Below are 13312 nucleotides of genomic sequence, written 5' to 3'. Positions count from 1 at the left end.
AGACGAACGACGACCGACGAGGACCGACAAGGCGGTGACATGACGTCAGCGGCATCACCACATCTCACAGGAGGGCTGAACACCCTGGTCATCTGTGGCCGCGTCGACGCGGACCGCGCCGAGCTCACCCCGCGTGGTGAGCTCGTCCACGGCTGCGCGGACATCCTGGCCAGAACCCTCTCCGACCTGCCGCCCACCGTCACCCGGATCGACCTGGACATGGGCGGCGTCCACTTCATGGACACGGCCGGACTCCAGTTCCTGGACGTGCTCGGGGACTACGCCCGGCAGCGGTCGCTGACGGTCACGGCCACGAACTGGAACGGCCAGCCGCGCCGGATCCTGGAGCTGGCGGGGCTGGACGCCACCGACCCCCTGTCCGGCCTGGGCACCACCGACCCCCTGCCCGGCCTGGGCATCACCGGTCCGGACAGCACCGCCCCCGGCACCGTGCCGCCGCCGGCTCCCGCCTCCTCGGCGGTCGCCATGGAACGCGCGGAGCGCCTGCACATCCTCCAGGAGGAGGTCGAGCAGCTCCGGCAGGCCATCGTCTCCCGCCCGGTCATCGACCAGGCCCGGGGCATCCTGATGGCCACCCACGGCTGCACGTCCGACGAGGCCTGGCACATCCTCCGGGAGACCTCCCAGCTCTCCAACACCAAGCTCCGCGAGGTCGCCGCCGTGGTCACGGCCAGCGCGGAGTCCGACGGCCCGGCGCCGCCCCCCGAACTCCGCACGGCCCTGCAGAGGGCCCTCGCGCGACGCCGCCCGCACCCGGGCTAGCGCAGAGCCGTTCACCGAGCCCGCCGGACCCCGCCCGACCAGGGCTCGGCGAACGGCCCTCGCCGGTGAAGCCCCTCCGGCCGGCCCTTGGGTGCCGCCGTGGTGCCGCACGGCCCAGGGGGGTACTCAGCCGTCGACAGCGACCTCAGGAGGCACCGCCATGAGCGAGCACACCCCGTCGCAGGCCGAGGGCGACCGCGACGACGAGCAGGACACCACTCCTCAGCCGACCCCGTCCCAGGCGGAAGGCGACCGGGACGAGAGCGACACGGAGGACGACGACACGGCGTCGTGAACAGGCACGCCGCCGCACGCCCAGGACGTACCGTCCTCGGTGTGAGCGATGTGCCTCCCGCGACCGCTGCACCGGCAGACCGACGCGAGCCCCCCGCACCGCCGGTGACCGGCGGCGACCCGGCACTGCGGGCGGCCTACCGGCTGTGCCGGCGCCGGACCAGGGCCGAGGACCCGGCGGAGTACGCGCTGATCCAGCTGGTGCCCCCGCCCCTGCGCCCGGCGCTGCACGCCCTGTGGGCGGCGGCCAACGCCCTCGACGACCTGGGCGACGACCGCACCGCGCCCGCCGCCGAGCGGGCCGCCCGGGTCGAGGCCTGGATCACCGCCCTGCACCGCGAACTGCCCACCGGCACGAGCCCCGACCCGATCCGCCGCGCCCTGGTGGACACGGCGACCCGCTGGCGCCTGGACCTGTCCGAACTGCACGAGGCCATGACCCAGGTCCGGGACGACACCCGCGGCCGGCGCTTCGACGACTGGACCGCGTGGCGCACCTGGGGCCGGGACAACCTGCTGCCCTGGTTCGGCCAGGTCCGCGCCGTCTTCGACCACTCCGGCGTTCCCGTGGCGCTGCGCCTGGACACGCGGGAGAGCTACGAGGAGTTCCTGGACGGCGTCCGGCTCACCGACATCCTCGGCGACCTGTCCGCCGACCTCGCCCAGGGCGACCTCCTGCTGCCCGGCGAGGCACTCGACCGGCACCCCGGGTCGGCGGACGACCTGGTGCGCCGCCGCTGGAGCCCCGCGGTGGCCGCCCTGGTCACGGACCTGACCGGCCTGGCCCGCCGGTGGGTGACGCAGGACTCCCTCGTCCGGGGCATGCACCCGGGCCCCGCCACCGTCCTGCGGACGATGGCCGCCCTGCTGCGCGCCCAGCTCGACGCCATCGCCTCCGCGGGTCCCGCCCTCCTGCGCGCCCGGCCCCGGCCCCCGCTCCGCACCCGGGCCCGCATCCTCGCCCCGGCCCGGGCCCGCGCCGCACTGGCCTGGAGCCTGACCCCGCTCACGGTGCCGCCACCGCAGCGGCCCGGCCCGCACCGGCCTCCCGCGGCCGCCCGTCCCGCACCCACTGCCGGCCTCCGCCTCCCGCCGCCGCACCCCAGCGGCCAACGCCCCCCGCGGATCCCGCCCGGCCACCTCCCCCACCACGTCGCCGTGATCATGGACGGCAACGGCCGCTGGGCCCAGCAGCGGGGCCTGCCCCGGCACGAGGGCCACCGCGCCGGCGCCACCGCGGCCCGCGAGGTGGTCCACGGCGCCCTGGAGCTCGGTCTGCGGCACCTGACCCTCTACACCTTCTCCACCGAGAACTGGAGCCGCGACACCGAGGAGGTCGACGCGCTCCTCGACGTCCTGCGCCGGGAACTGGACGACGACCCCTTCCGCGATCTCGACGTCCGCCTGCGCTGGCACGGCCGCTCCGGCCGCCTGCCCCCCGACCTGGTCGACCTCCTCCACCTGAGGGAGCGCACCAGCCGCACCCGCACCGGCCTGACCCTGACGATGTGCATCGACTACGGCGGCAGGGACGAACTCACCCGCACCGCCGCCGCCCTGGCCCGCCGGACCCGCACAGGCGACCTCGATCCCGACCTGATCACCGAGGACGACTTCGCCCGCCACCTGCCCCACCCGGACCTGCCGGACGTGGACCTGCTCTGGCGCACCGGCAACGAGCGGCGCACCTCCAACTTCCTGCCCTGGCACACGGCCTACGCCGAGCTGCACTTCACCCCGGGCCTCTGGCCCGACACCGACCGCCGCGACCTGTGGCAGGCGGTCACCGCGTACACCCACCGCCAACGCCGCCACGGCACCGCTCCGCCCACCTCTGTTCTGCACCCAGATGCACCAATAAGTGTTCTACGTCACAGTGGAAACAGGCCGGAGTAGAACGGTGGAGTGACATGAACGCCTTCCCCAAGCCCGTGATCGACGCCATGGCCGCGCGGGCCATGCGCCTGCACCACATGCTGTGGCACACCGCACGCGACTCCTGGGCCGTCCTCACACCGCAGGAGAAGGCGGTCTTCCGCGACCACGGCTGGGATCCGCCGCGCCCCTCCCTGACGGCGCCGCACCCCGTCACCGGCGTCCGGTCCGTGGAACGCGACAACGGCTCGGGCGAGGACTTCCTGTACATGCACCGCGAGATGATCGCCTCGGTCGACGAGATCCTCGCCGAGGTGGGCGACCCGCAGCATCCCCGGGTGGAGGGATGGCCGACGGTCCCCGCTCCCGATGACACCGCGTACCCGATCCCGCCCGCCTTCGACATCCCGGACGACCCCGCGACCTCCGACGCCATCCGGAGTGCCAAGACCCAGGCTTCGTTCGATCAGATCCGCGCCTGGGAAGCGGAGTTCACGGACCCGGCCGCGCTGCGCCAGATGACCCTCCGCCGCCTCGGCGCCAGGATCGAGTTCGGCATCCACAACCGGATGCATCTGCGCTGGGCCGCCGAAATGCCCGACTACCGGCCCGGCGGGGACGTCTTCAGCGTCGACCCCCGCTGGGACGACTCCGAGTACGACTGGCTCGCCGACACCTACTCCGCGCATGTGAACCCGGTCTTCTGGAAGCTGCACGGCTGGGTGGACGCCCGGATCGACGACTGGATGGCCGCCAACGAGCTGACGGGCCCGGTCCCGTGGAGCTTCGACCCGCCGTGGAGCGGCCCGGAGGACCACCACCACCGCGTCTCCCGGCCGGCGCTGGAGTCGCGTCTGAGCAGCCTGGAGTCCACGGTCGAGGGCCTGAAGCAGGCGGGCATCGCCCAGCCGGCTCGCTTCCCCGTTTTCGAGGACGTCTGAGCGAACCGCTCACTGGGCGACGTAGCCGCCGTCGACAGGGAGCGCGACGCCGACGACGAAGGCGGCCCCGGGGCTGCACAGCCACAGGACGGCCTGGGCGATCTCCTCCGCGGTGCCCAGGCGGTTGATGGGCTGATTGGCTTCGACCTCGGCCCGGTCGAGTTCCCCCTTGGCGATCATGGCGCTGACCATGGGCGTGTCGATGGTGCCGGGGCAGACGGCGTTGATCCGGATGCCGCGCGGGGCGTACTCGAGGGCGGCACTGCCGGTCAGGCCGATCACACCGTGCTTGGTGGCGTGGTAGGAGGCGCGGCCGGGGAGGCCGACGAGCCCGCCGAGGGACGAGCAGTTGACGATCGCGCCGCTGCCCCGGGCGCGCATGTGCCGCAGTTCGTGCTTCATGCAGGCCCAGACGCCGCGCAGGTTGACGCCGTGGACGCGGTCGAACTGCTCGGCGCCCTCCTCCGCGGCGTCGACGGGCGGAATCTGGATGCCGGCGTTGTTGTAGGCCATGTCGAGGCGGCCGAAGGTCTCCACCGTCCGGTCGACGGCGGCGGCGACCTGCTCCTCGTCGCTGACGTCGCAGGTCAGGGCGAGGACCCGGTGGCCGCCGGCGGCGAGATGCTCCGCGGCCGTGTTCAGCGCGGTCTCGTCGACGTCGGTCAGGGCGACGGCGGCGCCGGACCGGGCGAAGGCCCGGGCCGTGGCGAGGCCCATGCCGGAGCCGGCGCCGGTGACGAAGGCGACCTGCCCGGCGAAGTCGTAGATGGGGTTCATCCGTGCCTCCTGGAGGGTGCGGTGCGAGCGCGTCGCCGGAGCGGTCGGTCAGTCGGTGGCCGGTGCCGCGGCGTACTCCTCGTCGGTGACGGGGGTCAGCCAGTGCACGACGTCGTGGTCGGCGTCGCCCTCGTTGATGGCCAGGTGGACCATCAGCCGGTTCGGCGCGGCGCCGTGCCAGTGCTCCTCGTCGGCCTCGAACAGCACGCGGTCGCCGGGCCGGATGACCTCTACCGGCCCGCCGCGGCGCTGGCACAGCCCGACCCCTTCGGTGACGAAGACGGTCTGGCCCAGCGGGTGGCGGTGCCAGTGGGTGCGCGCACCGGGCATGAAGTGCACCAGGGCCGCGCTGACCCGGGAGGGTGCGGGAGCCGCGGCGACGGCGTCGATGTAGACGGCGCCGGTGAACCAGTCGGCCGGTCCCTTGGCGGTGTCGATGGAGCTGCGGGTGATCTGCAAGGTCTTTCCTTCGTCGTGGACGTCACGGGCTCCACCCGCCGCGCGAGCACGGCCGGGCGGGAAGCACCACGCCCCAGGCAACGCCCTCGCCCCGCGCGCAACCAGTCACCGTCGAGGGGTGTACCGGCAGTACACCCCTCCCGCGTCGCGCACGCCGTACCGTCGTGGTGTGGACAACCGTGAAGAGGTCCGCGAGTTCCTCACCTCGCGGCGGGCGAAGATCACCCCCGAGCGGGCCGGCCTGCCCGCCGGGAGCCGCAGGCGCGTCCCCGGCCTGCGCAGGAGCGAGGTCGCGGCCCTGGCCGACATGAGCGTCGAGTACTACGCGAAGCTGGAGCGCGGCAACCTCGCCGGCGTCTCCCCCGCCGTCCTCGAATCGGTCGCCCGCGCCCTCCAGCTCGACGAGGCGGAGCGCGCCCACCTCCTCCACCTGGCGCAGGCCGCCGACGGCTCCGACGCCCTCACGCGCCCCCGGCGCCGCTCCACCCGGCAGTGGACCCCGCACCGCGGCCTGCGGTGGACCCTGGACGCGATCACCGCCGGGCCGGCCTTCGTGCGCAACGGCCACATGGACGTCCTGGCCGCCAACCAGCTCGCCCGCGCCTTCTACAGCGACCTCTACGCCACACCGCGGAACCAGGCGAACCTCGCCCGCTTCAACTTCCTCGACCCCGCCGCGCGCCGCTTCTACCCCGACTGGGAGCAGGCCGCCGACATCGCCGTCGCCATCCTGCGCACCGAGGCCGGCCGCAACCCCCACGACAAGGACCTGCACGACCTCGTCGGGGAACTCTCCACCCGCAGCGACGAATTCCGCACGCGCTGGGGAGCCCACAACGTCCGCCACCACGGCACCGGCACGAAGCGCTTCCACCACCCGGCCGTCGGCGAACTGACCGTCGCCTACGAGGCCCTGGAGCTGGCCGCCGAACCCGGCCTCACGCTCACCGTCTACACCGCCGAACCCGGCTCCCCCTCGGAGGAAGCCCTGCGCGTCCTGGCGTCCTGGACCGCCAGTCAAGGGGCCGGCTCACCGGCCCACCAGGCGTGACGAGACGTTTCCGCAGGTCATGAACCTGCGCAGTGGGGCGGGTGGGACTCGAACCCACGGCCGACGGGATATGAGTCTCTCGATACGCCCTGTTCCGGGTCATGTCGCCTCGTGACGGGCCGACCCGAAAGATGCTGGTCGCGGCCGGGTGTACACCCAGGGCCGCCCCTTCTTGATGACGCCTCATGCCGCCCCGTGTCGACCTGTTCCGGGGCGTTCGGGCCAGCAGCGGGCCAGCAAGAAGGCCCCCGTCACCTGCGATGACGAGGGCCCTGCTGTCTGCTCCCAGGATACCCGCTACGCCCCTTCGAGAGCAGCGCCGTCGCGCGGCTTCCGCGCCCTAGGCACGAGTGCGGCCGCCTTCTCGGCGATCTCCAGGTCGACCTCCTTGAGCAAGGAGGTGTACGTGTCCGACGCCAGCTTGATGGTGGAGTGGCGCAGCGTCTCCTTGATCGCATGCAGGTCACCACCGCCGGCGTGAATGAGCGTGGCGGCGCAATGCCTCATGTCCCGGAGGTTGATCGGAGGCAAGCCCGCCCGCCGGCAGATCCGACGGAACTCATCGCTGACCTTCTCCGGGTGCAGCCAGGCACCGTCCACGTCGGTGAAGGCCTTGCCGGTGTCGACCCAGTCGGCGACGTCCTTGCCCTTCGCCCGCTCCTCAGCGACGTACCGATTTCAGGAGTCGCACATCATCCGGCCCGGCCGCCTCACCGCCCACCAGACCGCCCGCGTCCTCGGCGTCGGCCTGGACGCCGTCCGGCAGATGGTCCGACGCGGCCAGCTCGCCCGCTCCGGAGGGCACCGAGCGCCAGCCCTGGTACGCCGCCAGGGAGGTCGCCACGCTCGGCTCGGCCAGGAATCAGCCCCGGCATCCACCGCTCGTCGCGGAGCGGCCGGGGCTCATCTAGACACACGGCGAAGCCCCGACTCGGTCCCCCGGTCGGGGCTTCGTCGTGTCACAGCACCGTGACAGCACCTTCACGCCACCCTCACATGCCGCATGATGGCCCCTCAGCACCAAACCGCTCAGGGGGGACCATGCGCACCCGAACCATCGCCGCCACACTCGCAGCCGCAGCCCTGCTCACGCTCACCGCCTGCGAAAGCACCAGCGCCACCAGCTCCAGCAAGCCGGACACCACCGCCGAGGACACCAGCGGCCAGACGAAGCAGGACACCAGCACCACCGAGACCGACACGGACACGCCCGCCACCGAGGCCAACGCCGACGAGGCCGAGCCGGAGACCAGCGAGGTGCCCGACGTCGTCGGCATGAACCACGGCGAGGCGCAGAGTCTGCTGCGCAGCAAGGGCTTCATGGTCAACGAGGAGGACGCGTCGCCCGAGGGCCGCTGGGTCCTCGACAACAGCAATTGGAAGGTCTGCCGCCAAGACCCGGCGCCCGGCGCCACGGACGCCCTCCGCGTCGCCATCTACTCCGTCAAGCTCGACGAGTCCTGCTGATCCACCACAGACACACGACTGAGCCCCCGGTGACCTGAACCCGGGGGCTCTCCCGTGCAGGAAGTCCCGCACGGAACTGCCGCTCTCCCGCCCAAGTGCACCCGACAGCGACCACGGGAAGCGGTATCCGCAAGGACCGTGACGGCGCCCAGTCCTAGGCCATTGGGCGCCGATCGACTCTGGAGGTGAACATGCTTCATCACTCCCACCTCGTTACCGAGCTCCGCGAACTCCCGCCCGAGGACGGATGGGCCCGCTACGAGCCCACCGGCCGCGCGTGCGCCGTCTGCCCTGCGGGCTGAACACCGGCTTCACCGATAAGAGTGCCGCCGTCGACCGCGAACTCTCCAGCCGGGCAGAAGATCAGCATCACGGGCGTGGGGGGGCGACGGAAGCATGCTCGACATGATCTGCCGGATCGTCCGCGACAGACCCCATGGTGCGGCGTAAGGCCGTGCAGGTCTGCCCCACCCCGTCCGGGGCTTCACTGGGTCACCTCCCCTCCGCCCCACTGTCGTCATCGCCCGACGCCTGAGCAGCGAGGCGGGCCCTGGCTCTCGCTCGTCGGCGCTTGACGACGCGCAGTGATTTGGTTTGGTGCCATTCGGACGGCAGCATCCTGATGGCAGCGACAGCCATTGGGAAAAGGACCACTGTAACCATCCCCCAGAGGATGGAGTCATAGCAGAACGCGGCCAGCGCCTGGTCCGGAGTCCTCTTCTCCTGAGCAAGCCAGTTGAGTGCACGGGTCGTCGAAATGGTCAACACGACTGACAAAGTCAACCAGACAGCAAACAAGCCCTGGTACCCCAACGCCTTCGCCTGTTCGGGCGGCTTCAGATCCAGAGCCGCAACGGTCGCGTCATCAGCGTCCTGTGATTCCGCTGCAAGCCGTTCAGCCCACAACCGTCCGGCTTCAGTGTGCTCCCGCATGTACTTGAGCATCTGGTGCACCTCAACTGCCCCCACAAGCCAGATCACAGGCGCGACAGCGGCAACGGTGGAGGCGAACGGCTCAGTCATCCGCATGGCATGAATCCTGCCCGCAGACGTGTCTACACGGGGCAACTTCCGGAGGTGACAGGTGAGTCGAGCCCTCCAGGTCTGCCCAACCCCCGGCTGCCCCACGCTCACCCAGGGCGGACGCTGTGAGGCGTGCCGGCGCATGGCCAGCCGCCAACGCACCACCACGGCCGCCAAGGGCTACGACGTCTGATGGGCCCGCACACGAGCTGGGTACCTTCGGGCACACCCACTGTGTGAGTGCGAGGCGCGCGAGGCCCTCCCTCCTCTCATCAGGCCCAGGGCGACCGAGGTCAACCACCGTGACGGGCTCGGACCGTTGGGGCCGCGCGGCCACGACTGTGCGAACCTGCAGGCCATGACGAAGGCGCACACAGCAGGCACACAGCACGTGAGCAGCCTGGTGGATGGAACGACCATCGCGCTCATCGCCCGCTGAACCACGAACGCCCCCAACCACGGTCATTACGGCCGTGATTGGGGGCGTTTCGTCGTGCCTGGGGTGGGCTGTAGGCCCCAGGAGAGGCGCCCTACCCGCTCAGTCGGCGTCTTCGTACATATCGACGAGGTCCTCGTGGGCCCGGCGAAGCAGCCCGTACCGTGGGTTGTCCCACAGTCCCGGCGGAATGCGGTAGCAGGCGTCGCAGCAGGTCTTCACCCACGGTTGGACCCACCCGTAGTAGCTGCCCCCTGTCCACACCACGCGCTTACGCCCGGGCGACGGGCAGGTCTGACACGTGGTCGATGCCTCCGTCATCGCGGCGCCGAGCACCCTTCGTACCTCGGCCGGCGCGTCCAGCGGGCAGTACTTCCAGCACAGGTCGCCGAACTTCTCCTCCCACATCGGCGCGGGGCACTCGGGCCAGACCTCGGCGAGGCGTCGCGCGGCGCGCTGGGTGATCGGGTCCCAGCCAGCACCGCGAGCGCTGAACTCGCGGTGACGGACAGGCGCGGGAAGCTGGGCTCGTAGGGCGGTCGTGTACTTCTCGCCTGTGGCGGCCTGGCGCTGACGGGCCTTCCGCGCGGCGGTCGGCTGCTTCTTCGGCATCCGGGGCTCGTTCCTGGCGGTCTCCCACGCTCCCGCCGGTCACGGTGCGCCGTTGGGGTCGCGGGCCCCGGAGGACCTTGGCCGGTCGATCACCTGGCGGCGTGGGCACTGGTGTCGGCGGTTGGCGTGCGCGTCTTGCCGACCCGGAGCATACACCGCCCCTTCCAGCGACTGGAGTTACCCCCGGCACGACTCGATGCCCTCTACGGCGCAACGTGGGCTGCGCAGGGGGCTATCTGTCATGCCCGGGGTCAGTCGTCGAGGTCGATGCGGAAGTCGACGATGGTGGTGTCGCCCCTCCTGACGATCGGGTGGGCGACCTCAACGACCCGGCCGGTGTCGGCGATGTGCCTGCGCGTGTATCGGAGCACGGGCACGCCGGCGCCGATCCGGAGCGTGGCTGCCTCCAGCTCGGTCGGCATGGCCGCGGTGAAGCTCTCGGTGACCTGTGTGACGCGGATGCCGAGGCTGCCCAGCTGCGCCCGGGTGCCGCCGGGCCAGGGCTCATTGATGGGATCGGCGACGGGCGTGCCGGCGACGTCGGACCACCGCACGTAGCTGGTGGACATCTGCGTGGGCTGGTCGTTGTCGTAGAACACGAAGTGCCGCGCGAGCAGCCGCTCGCCCACCTCGCACTCGAACAGCGCGGCCAGTTCGGCGTCCGCCTCCACCCGCTCGAACCGCTTGTCCAGCCGGTACTCGGACCAGCCGATGCCCTGATCCCGCGTGTAGGGCGTCGACTTGGCCCCCGGAATGGACCGGTACCGGTCGGCCGCCATGCGGTGCACGGGTGGACGCGGGCGGACACGCGTACCCGCTCGGGCCCGGGTCTCGATCCGGCCCTCGTTGCGCAGCAGGGCCAGCGCGTTACGGATGGTGGTCTGCGAGACACCGCCGTACATGACGCACAGCTCGGGGAGCGTCGGGATCTGGTCGCCCGGCCCGTATTCCCCTTCGGAGATGCGGCGTCGCAGGTCGGCGGCGATCCGCAGGTACTCAGGCTGTGCCACCAGGACACCCCCACTTCGACGGTCCACGTCAATCTGAGTACACATACTCTCCCGTCCTACTTGACCAGCGCCAATCCCGGCGACATTGTGAGTACAGATAAGCCGTTCCTGTACTCAGAAAACAATGGTTTCCGGGGGACAGCTATGCCCGAAACGGGTTATTCGTGGCAGAAGCCTTTCAAGGCAGAGCCGATCGAGGCGCGCCACGTCCGCCTGTGGGTGGCCGGCCGCGTGAGGCACCCCGACGCCCCTGCGGTCGCCAACGAGCTGTACGTCGCGATCCTCAGCTCGGGCGCTCCCGCCGTGGGGATGACCCTGTCGACGGCAGGGCAACGCATCCGCATCACGGCGCTGGGGCCGGACCCGCTCCCGCTCCTCTACAGCCACGGCCCGGGCTGGCAGATCATCACCGGCCTTGCCAGCACCTCCGGACTCACCGCCGACGAGTGCGGGCTGTGGGCGCAGTTACGGACGAGCCGATGACCCAGCCCCCGAGGAACGGCCCCCACCGACGAGCAAGCCACGAGGGACAGCCGATGAGCAGTAAGCAGACCGAGTTCACACCCGTAGAGCTGGCGCTTGGGCTACTGGAGGTTCCGAGCCTCGACGGCCTCACCGAAGATCAGGCGCGCGGCTTCACGTGCGTCTGGGACAGCGAGGAGGAGCCGCTCACCGAGGAGACAGCCGTCGCCCTCGGGGAGCGCGACAAGAGGCACCCGCGTGGTTGCCCCAAGCACGTGGCCAGCGCGGCATACGAGGCGCTGTTCATGCACTGCCTGGGGGACTGCGAGGTGTGCAGCAAGGAGGAGCAGACCGTCGTGGACGGTGTCGTGCAGGACACCCGGTGCGAGATCGCCGTCGCCCTGCGCCGACTGGTCCTCCGGAAGGGACGCCTGTGACTTCCCGACCCACCTATGTCGGCTTTCCGCTTCCGCCGGAGCCGGACCCGGTGCACGACTGCGCCGAGTGCCAGGCCCTGGCCCGCCAGCGAGAAGACGCAAGGCAGCAGCGAGACCACACCACCGTCATCGACTGCAACGTGAAGATCCGCCGCCACCCCCATAGGACACCGAAGGACCTCTGAACCACCGTCACCGGTGTGCGCCGACGCACCGGTGACGATCCCTGCGGCCCCGGCCTGGCGCCTCCCCCGACGCCAGCCGGGGCCGCTTCACGTCTGCTTCGGTTCGTACTCTCGGCCGAGGTGAGGATCATCGAACACGCGAACTTCCCACCACTCCTGGAAGACGTAGGGATCAGAGTGGCCCTTCGGGATGGCCACCCGCCGCACCTGTAGACCCGTGCCGAGCATCTCAGCGCCCTCCATGAACCGCCGCACGTCCTCGAGGTCCTGGGTCATGAGGAGCTTGGTCTCTCGCGGGTTGGCGACATAGCCGCCTGTCGGGTCTTCGGGTGCCGCTGTCTCCTGGTGAGTCGATGCCCGCCAGGCTGCCAGGCGGCGCCGCGTGCCATAGGGCTTTCGACATGATCGTCAGCCGTTGGGGCCAGCAGCGGGCCAGCTAACGATCTCCGAAGACGAAGAGTCCCCCTCTAGATGGAGGGGGCCGATCCTGCGCCGCAGGTGAAAACGTTCCTGCACTGCCAGGCAAAAGTGGGGCGGGTGGGACTCGAACCCACGGCCGACGGATTATGAGTCCGCTGCTCTAACCGGCTGAGCTACCGCCCCATAGCGGCGTGTCGCGTACACGTGTGCGCGCCGTCTGCCGCAGCATAGCCGCTCATACGATCTCCTGCTTCGGATGGTCGGCTCGGCCACGGCGTTCGTGACCTTGATGACTCCGCCACGGCCCGGACGGTTCCACCGGACATGAAAAAGGACCCCTGAGGGGTCCTCGTTCACCATGCTCCCCCGACTGGACTCGAACCAGTAACCTGCCGGTTAACAGCCGGCTGCTCTGCCAATTGAGCTACGGAGGACCGAGCTCCCCGGACTGGACTCGAACCAGTAACCTGCCGGTTAACAGCCGGCTGCTCTGCCAATTGAGCTACCGAGGAAGGTCTCGTTGCATCGAACGTACCTACCTGGGTATTCGCCAGGGGGCGCGCGCTCGCTGCGACACATACATTAGCGCAAGCAGGGGGGTGCTCCGCCAATCGGTACTCCCCGGCGCCGACGCCGTACCGGAGACCTACGCAAGGAAAGGGTGGCCGCCATGCGTTACCGGCTCACGTTCGTCGCCGGAGTCGTCCTGGGTTACGTGCTGGGCACGAGGGCCGGGCGCGAGCGCTACGAGCAGCTGAAGAAGTCGGCCCGGCAGTTCGCGCAGAACCCGGCCGTCCGCAACACCGCCGAGTCCGCCGCCCAGCAGGGCCGCGAGATCGCGGGCAAGGCCTACCACGTGGTCAGCGACAAGGTCGGCGACCGCGTCCCGGACTCGGTCGCCGACCGCGTCCGCCACCTCAAGGAGCGCGCCACCCACAACGGCGGCGAAGACGACTGGGGCACGAGCAACACGTAACAGTTCCTTCTCAGGCGCCGAGTACGGCCATGCCGGCAAGGGGCGCGGGGAACCGCGCGACCAGCCACGACGAAGCCCGCACCCGAAACCCGGCATCAAGATCC

Annotated in this window: 16 protein-coding genes, 3 tRNA genes and 1 pseudogene; 9 read left to right on the top strand and 11 right to left on the bottom strand. The window is 70.7% G+C overall.

Translation table 11 applies throughout. The features are described 5' to 3' along the window. Positions 1 to 39: 39 nt before the first annotated feature. The 4 genes from ABZ948_RS10010 (at position 40) to ABZ948_RS09995 (ending at position 3893) form a co-directional block, all read left to right on the top strand. Positions 40 to 783: an ANTAR domain-containing protein gene (locus tag ABZ948_RS10010; protein WP_359758430.1), complete on the top strand. Its 744-nt coding sequence runs from the start codon at positions 40 to 42 to the stop codon at positions 781 to 783. 160 nt (positions 784 to 943) lie between these two features. Continuing rightward, the gene (locus ABZ948_RS10005) at positions 944 to 1078 is read left to right on the top strand and encodes a hypothetical protein (RefSeq protein ID WP_359758429.1); all 135 of its coding nucleotides are present in this window, start codon (positions 944 to 946) and stop codon (positions 1076 to 1078) included. Between the two features lie 41 nt (positions 1079 to 1119). Further along, complete coding sequence (uppS, locus tag ABZ948_RS10000) at positions 1120 to 2973, top strand: polyprenyl diphosphate synthase (protein WP_435857475.1); 1854 nt, start codon at positions 1120 to 1122, stop codon at positions 2971 to 2973. 14 nt (positions 2974 to 2987) lie between these two features. Then, on the top strand, positions 2988 to 3893 hold the full coding sequence (locus ABZ948_RS09995; protein WP_359758428.1) for a hypothetical protein: 906 nt from the start codon (positions 2988 to 2990) through the stop codon (positions 3891 to 3893). Positions 3894 to 3902: 9 nt separating this feature from the next. Here the strand turns inward: ABZ948_RS09995 and ABZ948_RS09990 are convergent, their stop codons facing one another. Further along, the gene (locus ABZ948_RS09990) at positions 3903 to 4670 is read right to left on the bottom strand and encodes an SDR family NAD(P)-dependent oxidoreductase (protein WP_359758427.1); all 768 of its coding nucleotides are present in this window, start codon (positions 4668 to 4670) and stop codon (positions 3903 to 3905) included. A 48-nt stretch (positions 4671 to 4718) separates the two neighbouring features. Then, entirely contained in the window at positions 4719 to 5129 is a 411-nt protein-coding gene (locus tag ABZ948_RS09985) for a (R)-mandelonitrile lyase (RefSeq protein WP_359758426.1), read from the bottom strand. Positions 5130 to 5298: 169 nt separating this feature from the next. Here ABZ948_RS09985 and ABZ948_RS09980 point away from each other — a divergent pair, with 169 nt between their 5' ends. Next, a complete protein-coding gene (locus ABZ948_RS09980; protein ID WP_359758425.1) occupies positions 5299 to 6180 on the top strand; it encodes a helix-turn-helix transcriptional regulator in 882 nt (293 codons plus the stop codon). A gap of 297 nt (positions 6181 to 6477) precedes the next feature. Here the strand turns inward: ABZ948_RS09980 and ABZ948_RS09975 are convergent. Next, positions 6478 to 6810, bottom strand: a pseudogene (locus ABZ948_RS09975) (site-specific integrase); the annotation flags it as partial. Between the two features lie 31 nt (positions 6811 to 6841). Then, entirely contained in the window at positions 6842 to 7024 is a 183-nt protein-coding gene (locus tag ABZ948_RS09970) for a hypothetical protein (RefSeq protein ID WP_359758424.1), read from the bottom strand. Between the two features lie 197 nt (positions 7025 to 7221). Here ABZ948_RS09970 and ABZ948_RS09965 point away from each other — a divergent pair, with 197 nt between their 5' ends. Beyond that, entirely contained in the window at positions 7222 to 7647 is a 426-nt protein-coding gene (locus ABZ948_RS09965) for a PASTA domain-containing protein (RefSeq protein ID WP_359758423.1), read from the top strand. Positions 7648 to 8139: 492 nt separating this feature from the next. On the opposite strand, the gene ABZ948_RS09960 is transcribed toward ABZ948_RS09965, so the two are convergent. The 3 genes from ABZ948_RS09960 to ABZ948_RS09950 all read right to left on the bottom strand — a co-directional run bounded on the left by ABZ948_RS09960 (position 8140) and on the right by ABZ948_RS09950 (position 10728). Then, positions 8140 to 8676 (bottom strand): hypothetical protein, encoded by a 537-nt coding sequence (locus ABZ948_RS09960; RefSeq protein ID WP_359758422.1) that lies wholly within the window; start codon positions 8674 to 8676, stop codon positions 8140 to 8142. A 532-nt stretch (positions 8677 to 9208) separates the two neighbouring features. Beyond that, positions 9209 to 9718 carry a hypothetical protein gene (locus tag ABZ948_RS09955; protein ID WP_359758421.1) on the bottom strand — a complete coding sequence of 170 codons (510 nt, stop codon included), beginning with the start codon at positions 9716 to 9718 and terminating at the stop codon, positions 9209 to 9211. A 251-nt stretch (positions 9719 to 9969) separates the two neighbouring features. Further along, entirely contained in the window at positions 9970 to 10728 is a 759-nt protein-coding gene (locus ABZ948_RS09950; protein ID WP_359758420.1) for a GntR family transcriptional regulator, read from the bottom strand. Between the two features lie 60 nt (positions 10729 to 10788). Here ABZ948_RS09950 and ABZ948_RS09945 point away from each other — a divergent pair, with 60 nt between their 5' ends. Together ABZ948_RS09945 and ABZ948_RS09940 are read left to right on the top strand one after the other, a co-directional pair. Further along, entirely contained in the window at positions 10789 to 11211 is a 423-nt protein-coding gene (locus ABZ948_RS09945) for a hypothetical protein (protein WP_359758419.1), read from the top strand. Between the two features lie 53 nt (positions 11212 to 11264). Next, positions 11265 to 11627 (top strand): hypothetical protein, encoded by a 363-nt coding sequence (locus ABZ948_RS09940; protein WP_359758418.1) that lies wholly within the window; start codon positions 11265 to 11267, stop codon positions 11625 to 11627. Between the two features lie 272 nt (positions 11628 to 11899). Here ABZ948_RS09940 and ABZ948_RS09935 read toward each other — a convergent pair whose 3' ends face one another. From ABZ948_RS09935 to ABZ948_RS09920, 4 genes are all read right to left on the bottom strand, one after another. Further along, on the bottom strand, positions 11900 to 12088 hold the full coding sequence (locus tag ABZ948_RS09935) for a hypothetical protein (protein ID WP_359758417.1): 189 nt from the start codon (positions 12086 to 12088) through the stop codon (positions 11900 to 11902). Between the two features lie 253 nt (positions 12089 to 12341). Continuing rightward, positions 12342 to 12415: transfer RNA gene (locus ABZ948_RS09930), tRNA-Ile, on the bottom strand. A 178-nt stretch (positions 12416 to 12593) separates the two neighbouring features. Then, positions 12594 to 12666, bottom strand: a tRNA-Asn gene (locus tag ABZ948_RS09925). Positions 12667 to 12671: 5 nt separating this feature from the next. Next, positions 12672 to 12744: transfer RNA gene (locus tag ABZ948_RS09920), tRNA-Asn, on the bottom strand. Positions 12745 to 12902: 158 nt separating this feature from the next. Here ABZ948_RS09920 and ABZ948_RS09915 point away from each other — a divergent pair. Next, positions 12903 to 13208, top strand: a complete 306-nt coding sequence (locus tag ABZ948_RS09915; RefSeq protein ID WP_190048557.1) for a YtxH domain-containing protein — start codon at positions 12903 to 12905, stop codon at positions 13206 to 13208. The last annotated feature ends 104 nt before the right edge of the window (positions 13209 to 13312 follow it).

This window comes from Streptomyces olindensis, assembly GCF_040645895.1.
GTDB classification, from domain to species: Bacteria; Actinomycetota; Actinomycetes; order Streptomycetales; family Streptomycetaceae; genus Streptomyces; species Streptomyces olindensis.
Note: the sequence above shows the minus strand (reverse complement) of the source record. Positions and strands in the feature narration are given on the sequence as shown.

What these genes read in the sequence shown, in the direction of transcription:
- ABZ948_RS09955 (WP_359758421.1), bottom strand. Translation starts at nt 9,718, where the DNA reads ATGCCGAAGAAGCAGCCGACCGCCGCGCGGAAGGCCCGTCAGCGCCAG.
- ABZ948_RS09940 (WP_359758418.1), top strand. Translation starts at nt 11,265, where the DNA reads ATGAGCAGTAAGCAGACCGAGTTCACACCCGTAGAGCTGGCGCTTGGG.
- ABZ948_RS09960 (WP_359758422.1), bottom strand. Translation starts at nt 8,676, where the DNA reads ATGCGGATGACTGAGCCGTTCGCCTCCACCGTTGCCGCTGTCGCGCCT.
- ABZ948_RS09915 (WP_190048557.1), top strand. Translation starts at nt 12,903, where the DNA reads ATGCGTTACCGGCTCACGTTCGTCGCCGGAGTCGTCCTGGGTTACGTG.
- ABZ948_RS09990 (WP_359758427.1), bottom strand. Translation starts at nt 4,670, where the DNA reads ATGAACCCCATCTACGACTTCGCCGGGCAGGTCGCCTTCGTCACCGGC.
- ABZ948_RS10010 (WP_359758430.1), top strand. Translation starts at nt 40, where the DNA reads ATGACGTCAGCGGCATCACCACATCTCACAGGAGGGCTGAACACCCTG.
- ABZ948_RS09995 (WP_359758428.1), top strand. Translation starts at nt 2,988, where the DNA reads ATGAACGCCTTCCCCAAGCCCGTGATCGACGCCATGGCCGCGCGGGCC.
- ABZ948_RS10005 (WP_359758429.1), top strand. Translation starts at nt 944, where the DNA reads ATGAGCGAGCACACCCCGTCGCAGGCCGAGGGCGACCGCGACGACGAG.
- ABZ948_RS09965 (WP_359758423.1), top strand. Translation starts at nt 7,222, where the DNA reads ATGCGCACCCGAACCATCGCCGCCACACTCGCAGCCGCAGCCCTGCTC.
- ABZ948_RS09935 (WP_359758417.1), bottom strand. Translation starts at nt 12,088, where the DNA reads ATGACCCAGGACCTCGAGGACGTGCGGCGGTTCATGGAGGGCGCTGAG.